The organism is Lapidilactobacillus wuchangensis, assembly GCF_003946645.1.
Taxonomy (GTDB): Bacteria; Bacillota; Bacilli; order Lactobacillales; family Lactobacillaceae; genus Lapidilactobacillus; species Lapidilactobacillus wuchangensis.
This window is the reverse complement of the sequence record NZ_RHOU01000018.1, coordinates 22,405-28,945: the sequence shown is the minus strand read 5'-3', so window position 1 is coordinate 28,945 and position 6,541 is coordinate 22,405. Positions and strand designations below refer to the sequence as shown.

At 42.7% G+C, this 6,541-nt stretch carries 5 protein-coding genes; 4 read left to right on the top strand and 1 reads right to left on the bottom strand.

Annotated elements, in window-relative coordinates:
* The first annotated feature begins 262 nt into the window (after window positions 1-262).
* The 3 genes from EKM82_RS11695 to EKM82_RS10525 all read left to right on the top strand — a co-directional run bounded on the left by EKM82_RS11695 (window position 263) and on the right by EKM82_RS10525 (window position 4,289).
* A complete protein-coding gene (locus EKM82_RS11695; RefSeq protein WP_164508256.1) occupies window positions 263-418 on the top strand; it encodes a hypothetical protein in 156 nt (51 codons plus the stop codon).
* A 273-nt stretch (window positions 419-691) separates the two neighbouring features.
* A complete protein-coding gene (locus EKM82_RS10530; protein ID WP_125769158.1) occupies window positions 692-3,397 on the top strand; it encodes an alpha-mannosidase in 2,706 nt (901 codons plus the stop codon).
* Window positions 3,398-3,422: 25 nt separating this feature from the next.
* On the top strand, window positions 3,423-4,289 hold the full coding sequence (locus EKM82_RS10525; protein WP_125769155.1) for an ROK family protein: 867 nt from the start codon (window positions 3,423-3,425) through the stop codon (window positions 4,287-4,289).
* A gap of 586 nt (window positions 4,290-4,875) precedes the next feature.
* Here EKM82_RS10525 and EKM82_RS10520 read toward each other — a convergent pair.
* Window positions 4,876-5,676 carry a MerR family transcriptional regulator gene (locus EKM82_RS10520; RefSeq protein ID WP_125769151.1) on the bottom strand — a complete coding sequence of 267 codons (801 nt, stop codon included), beginning with the start codon at window positions 5,674-5,676 and terminating at the stop codon, window positions 4,876-4,878.
* Between the two features lie 111 nt (window positions 5,677-5,787).
* On the opposite strand from EKM82_RS10520, the gene EKM82_RS10515 reads away from it, so the two are divergent.
* Window positions 5,788-6,456 carry a DUF4097 family beta strand repeat-containing protein gene (locus EKM82_RS10515; protein WP_125769148.1) on the top strand — a complete coding sequence of 223 codons (669 nt, stop codon included), beginning with the start codon at window positions 5,788-5,790 and terminating at the stop codon, window positions 6,454-6,456.
* The last annotated feature ends 85 nt before the right edge of the window (window positions 6,457-6,541 follow it).

Genomic DNA, 6,541 nt, shown 5'->3' with positions numbered 1-6,541 from the left:
TTGAACCAATTGAAAAACCGCAATTGTTTCAAATACGAGCCTTTGTCTAACCGCTAAAGCGGCAAGACAAATTTGGCGGCTGACAACCACGCCCTCCATTCCGTCTGGAGTTGAGTTAGCTTATTTCATTATTATTAGAGGTCAAGGCAATTGCTGTGAGACAAATCAACTTGACTTGAATTGCGGTAACAACTGAGTAGTGTAGAAAAATAATTCTGCTTGACGATTTCCGGCTTTATTCAGAAAGCTTATCAAACAAATTTTGTTAGTTTCTGCAATCTGGTTTTCTAAGCAGTGGTACTCAATTCAGTTAGTTTATTCAGGTAGGGGCCGAGCGATTGGCGTCAATGGTGAAATTATTCTTGCCGCTTTAGCGGTTAGAATAAGGCTCGTATTTGAGATTGTTGCGCAGCAATAAGCTCAAATCGACGCCCACCATGTTCCACGCCCTCTTAATCGCTCGGCACCTACCGTGGCCATCTAAGGAGCGACTTAAGCAAATTCGCCTAATCTTAGATTGTTGACACTCGGACACTCACAACTTGTTTCTAATCGTGTTCGGGATGACAAATGGCTATGGCTAATTTAATTATTTGCTCGATCGGTTGCACCGCTCAATCAAATAATTGAAATTATCCTACGCCAAAAGCCCGTCATCCCTCACAACTTGTTTATTAAGGAGATATAAATCATGGCAAAGAAAAAGGTTTTTGTTATTTCTCATAGTCACTGGGATCGTGAATGGTACATGCCTTTTGAGAAGCATCATTTGCGCTTGGTGAAGTTACTTGATGAAGTGTTGGATTTGATTGATACTGATCCGAAATTCAATAGCTTCCAACTTGATGGTCAAGCTATTATTATTGATGACTATTTGGCGATTCGTCCTGAGAATGAAGGGCGGATTAAAAAGGCGATTGCTGCTGGCAAGTTACGCGTTGGGCCATTTTACGTGTTGCAAGATGATTTCTTGATCAGTCCTGAAGCTCATGTTAAGGACTTCCAAATTGGTCGTCAAACTGCTGAAAAATATGGGCCAATGATGGGCATCGGCTATTTCCCTGATACTTTTGGTAATATGGGCCAAACACCACAAATGTTGCACTTGGCTGATTTAGACGCCGTTGCTTTTGGTCGTGGTGTAAAGCCAACTGGTTTGAATAATCAAGTTTCAGAAGGTGCCTTTGATTCTTCCTTCTCCGAAATGACTTGGTCTGGCCCTGATAAGAGTGCAGTGCTGGGGATTCTCTTTGCTAACTGGTACAGCAATGGTAATGAAATTCCTGTTGATCGTAAGGAAGCTAAGGCATATTGGACCAAGAAGTTGGCCGACGTTGAGAAGTATGCTTCAACTGATAATTTGCTAATGATGAATGGGGTTGACCATCAGCCTGTTCAAAAAGATGTTACCAAGGCCTTAGAAGTTGCCCAAGAATTGTTCCCTGATTACGAATTTATTCATTCTAATTTTGATGATTACTTGGCTGCTGTTAAAGCTGATTTGCCAAAGAACTTAAGCGAGGTCAAAGGTGAATTAACTTCTCAAGAAACTGATGGCTGGTACACATTGACAAACACTGCTTCATCACGAATTTACCTGAAGCAAAAGAATACACAAGTACAGCAAGAATTAATCAATGAAGCCACTCAATTAGCGGCGATCTTTTTACCAGCGGACCAATATCCGCAAGATCAATTAACTTACGCTTGGAAATTATTATTACAAAATGATATTCATGATAGTATTACCGGCTGTTCTGTTGACGAAGTTCATCGGGAAATGATGACGCGCTTCGAAAAGGTTGAAGCGATTGCCCAATCAATTCGTGATGACGCGGAAGCTGCGATGGCAGCACGGATCAAGACTGATGACTTTGCTAAAGACAGCTATCCATTTGCAATTATTAATGCCAGTGATGTTGCCAAAACTGGTACCGTCACTGCCGAAGTCGAATTAGACCGGGCATTATTCAGTGACGGTCGGCCTGATGCTCAATTTGCCAAGATGCAATTAGGTGAACAGGAAAATCGCAACTTCAAGATTGTCGATGCCACTGGCAAACAGTATGAAGGTCGTGTGACTGGCTTTACGACTCGCTTTGGCGCTGATTTACCAAAGGATCGGTTCCGGGTCCCTTACATGGCACTTTATGCGGAAGTTGAAGTTCACGTCGATGCTTTGCCAGCCTTCTCATGGCAAACATTGGCCTTAGCACCAGTAGCCACACCACGGATGTACGCTGATCAAGATCAGACTCATTTGTTGACCAACAACAATGTTTTGGAAAATGATTGGCTCAAAGCAACGATCTCACCAGTTGATGGTAGTTTGACGATTGTCGACAAGCCTAATCAGCGGACTTACACACGTCAGGCTGTTTTCGAAGATGTGGGCGATATGGGTAACGAATATATCTTCAAGGAAACGGCGGATCAACGGCGGATTTATTCCACTGACCAAGCGCCTGAAATTCATGTCGTTGAGAATTCCAGCCAACGGGCCATTGTCGAAGTCATTTCGACATTACAAATTCCTAAGGCGGCGTCCGCACAATTGAATTATGAACAACGAGCGGTGATTGACATTACCCATCGTCAAGCAACTCGCAGCGACGAGACGATTGCCTTACAATTGCACACTTTAATCACCCTTGAAAAAGGTGCGCGGCAGTTAGACTTCAAAGTTAGCTACGATAACCAAGCAACTAACCATCGTTTACGGGTTTTATTCCCAACCCAAATTAAGGCGACAACGCATCAAGCGGAATCGATTTTTGAAGTGGTTGATCGGCCTAACTTACCAAGTAAAGAATGGGAAAACCCAACTAATCCTCAACGGCAACAAGCGTTTGTTAACTTGCATGATGACCAAGGTGGCGTGACTGTTGCGAACTATGGTTTGAATGAATACGAAATTTTACCAGCAGATGGTACGATTGCGGTGACAATGCTACGTTGTATCGGCGAATTAGGTGACTGGGGCTACTTCTTAACACCAGAAGCTCAGTGCCAAGGTGCGCAAACCGCTCACTTCGCGCTATTATTCCATGGCGCTAGCGAAGCTGATCGCAATGAAACTTATCATTTGGCCCGCGCTTGGCAAACACCAATTTTGACGAAGAGTTTAGCTCATCAAACTGGTGATTTAGCTGCTGCTGGTCAATGGTTACAAATCAAGTCGGCTGACCAAGCTTTTGCTGTTACTGGCGTTGAACGTGACGCCAAGGCCAAATTAATTGTTCGCGGTTATAACTTAAGCAAAGCTAGCAAGTCTGTTCAGGTGGCCCATAATCAAGCCGCAGCTGAAGTGGTTAACTTCTTAAGCGAACCAACCAAAGTTGCCAACGACCAGGATTTACGCGGTGCAGAAATTCGTAGTTACCGTTTTGATAAATAATTAGAAAAGCAAGGGAAGGATTTAAATGGCACATTTATTAGGCGGCATTGAAGCAGGCGGCACCAAGTTTGTCTGTGCTGTTGGCGACGAGGACGGCAATGTTCAAGCACGCGTTAAATTTCCAACGACAACACCAGAAGAAACAATTGCCCAGGTGTTTGCATTCTTTGATCAATATCAGATTGAAGCGTTAGGCATTGGTTCTTTTGGCCCAATTGATATTGATCCTGATTCAGCCACATATGGCTATATTACGGACACGCCCAAGTTGGCTTGGAAGAATTACAATTTCTTAGGCGCTTTGCGTGATCATTATCAGATTCCTTTCGTTTGGACGACTGATGTGAACGTCGCCGCTTATGGCGAATATAAAAAAGGCGCCGGTGTTGGCAAAAAGAATATTCTCTATGTCACAGTTGGTACGGGTGTCGGCGTAGGCTACATTTCTCACGGTGAACTATACAGTGGCCGTAGCCATCCTGAAGGTGGTCATATTCTAATGCACCGCGCTGCTGGCGACGATTTTGCTGGTGTCTGCCCATATCATGGCGATTGTCTCGAAGGCATCGCTGCTGGCCCCGCCGTTGAAAAGCGGACTGGCAAAAAAGGTTATGAATTAACACCAACTGATGATTGCTGGCAAAAAGAAGCTTACTATTTGGCTCAAGCCTGCATGACTTACACCTTGACCTTCTCACCGGATATTATTATTTTCGGCGGTGGCGTCATGAAGCAAAGCCAATTGTTCCCAATGATCCGCACTGAATTCCTGAAGTTGATGAATGATTATGTTCGGGTTCCTGATTTGGATCAATATATCGTCCATGTCCAACTAGGCGACGACGCAGGCATCACAGGTAGCTTATTGGCTGCCGCCACGGTACTAGCTTAAGTAAATAAAAAATTGCTAAAATGAAAACAGTGGTCACAGGATTATCTTCGCTAAGATGTCTGTGGCCACTGTTTTTGATATTTGGAATTGTGTTCGAAGCTGCAGTTAGCTATGAATAACTTAATTATTCACTCGTTCTGGTTGTACCAGCTCAAGCAAATAATTGAAGTCACTCTACGCTAACTTCCACAGCTCCTCACAGCTTAGACTTTAACTTGGTATTATTAGTGATTGATGTTACAATGATGGCGTAAAGCCGATTCAAACATTAATTGCACCAAAGCCCGCAACTATCGTTAGTAGTTGCGGGCTTTTTTTACATTTATCTCATTAATAAACGGGTGCGCTGAGGAGCCTTGCCAGTGTTACTTCCGGTGATCATCGTCCAGCCAACGATTGAATAGCGCCAAGAAGACGCCCACTAGAATTTGGATAAAAGCCAATTCAAACATGATAATTGCGCTTCGATTCTGTCGATGATTTTGTCAACAGATGACAAGGCAATAACGCTATTATGGCATAATAAATTTATCATTTGTGAATAATATTTTAAGCATTTCTGACCTGCTTTGCGTATTTATTAGGATTAGTCTAAGCTGTTTTCTGATTTTCCTAAATAAACTTGCAGCTGATAATGCCATTGTAAAATACCGGAGATCATGATTTGTTGCACGGTGAATTGCGGCTTGATGCCATATTTGCTTTGGGCAATTCGTGTGAGCTCATCTAATTTACTACTGCGATTTTCTTCGGTGCAATCAGCACATAAATAGTTGCCGGCGGGCAGAATCTTCAGGCCGGGAACAGTGACATAATTTAAACAAATGGCAAACATATTGGCAATATTATTCTCAATATAAATGCCAGCAGTATCAGCAAAAGAGAACTGTTGAACCTGTTGTGGTGACAACTGCCCGTAGAAGTTATCTAAGTAATGCCATAAATTATCAACAGTTGGCGCACTTAAGGTGTTGGATAGTAAAATCACACGCTGCTCGAAAAATTTGCTGCTGATTCCGGCAACGGAGCTATGAGCACGTAACCTTTTTTCGTAATCTTGTTTAGCCCTTTCAATTTTTTCCTTGCTATCTTTCAAGGCCACCATTTTTTGGTCGGCCTTTTTTTCGGCAGCGTTTAGGAAAGCAATCAGCTTCTCAAGATCGTTAAATCCGAGAACTTCTTTAATCTTACGTAGCGGCAAGTCCATTTGTTTTAAGGCTAACACGGTGTTGATTCGAACGATATCTTGGTCGGTATAGTAACGATAATTAGTTGCGGCGTCTTTTTTGCTGGGCTGCACCAAACCGATGCGGTCATAATAGCGCAGCGTTTCAATCGTGGTTTGTACTTTCTTAGCGGTTTCGCCAACGGAAAAATAATTTGCCATAATAATCTCCTTGACCCTTGTGTTACCCAAGGGTTCATAATCGTTATAACAGTTGCAACCGAACAAAGCAATTGTCGGATAAAAGCACTGCCATAGTGGAGGAGAGAAATAATGAAAAAAGTAATTACCGTACTAGTAAGTCTCATGAGTCTGATTTTAGGTGTCGTTTTGTTAACTGGCTGTGGCAATAACGAGCAATTTGTCGATAAAAATTATCAGTCCGGCACTAAAAAAGTGACCAGCGTTAAGCTGGCTGTGCGTGATCGCCAAGTGAAAGTCGTGCCGTCACCTGACCAGCAAATCCACATTGCCTATTCAGAAAGCAATCAAGAATACTACAAAATAGCTGTCTCGGCGCAACATACACTGACCATGACTGCGGCTACTGATAAGAAATGGACTGATTATTTCGGCCGTAAAGCTGCGGCTAACTCACGGAAAATAGTTTTGCAGGTGCCTGATAAACAGTTGAGCACACTTAAAATAACGACTAGCGATGACAGTATTCAAATGGAACCCTTGACTGTTAAAGCTGCCGTCTCGCTCACTAATCAAGGCGGTAACATTCTTTTGCACAAATTAACCGCTGGTAAAACAATTGATTTAAAAAATAAAAATGGCAACATAACCGGTTCAATTGTCGGTGGTTATGATGATTACGCAATTACGACTGCTGTAAAAAAGGGTAATAATAATTTACCCGCCAGTAAGAAGGGCGGCCCTAAGAAATTGATGGTTGCTAATAATAATGGGAATATTGCGGTGGAACTGCTTAAGTAAGCCGATCTTACTGATTCCAGTCAATTAAAGAAAAACGAAATACGGTAGCAAGATCTTCATGAAGAAGAATCTGCTACCGTATTTT

Coding starts and splice junctions, on each gene's coding strand:
- EKM82_RS10530 (WP_125769158.1), top strand. CDS start 692: ATGGCAAAGAAAAAGGTTTTTGTTATTTCTCATAGTCACTGGGATCGT.
- EKM82_RS10525 (WP_125769155.1), top strand. CDS start 3,423: ATGGCACATTTATTAGGCGGCATTGAAGCAGGCGGCACCAAGTTTGTC.
- EKM82_RS10520 (WP_125769151.1), bottom strand. CDS start 5,676: ATGGCAAATTATTTTTCCGTTGGCGAAACCGCTAAGAAAGTACAAACC.
- EKM82_RS10515 (WP_125769148.1), top strand. CDS start 5,788: ATGAAAAAAGTAATTACCGTACTAGTAAGTCTCATGAGTCTGATTTTA.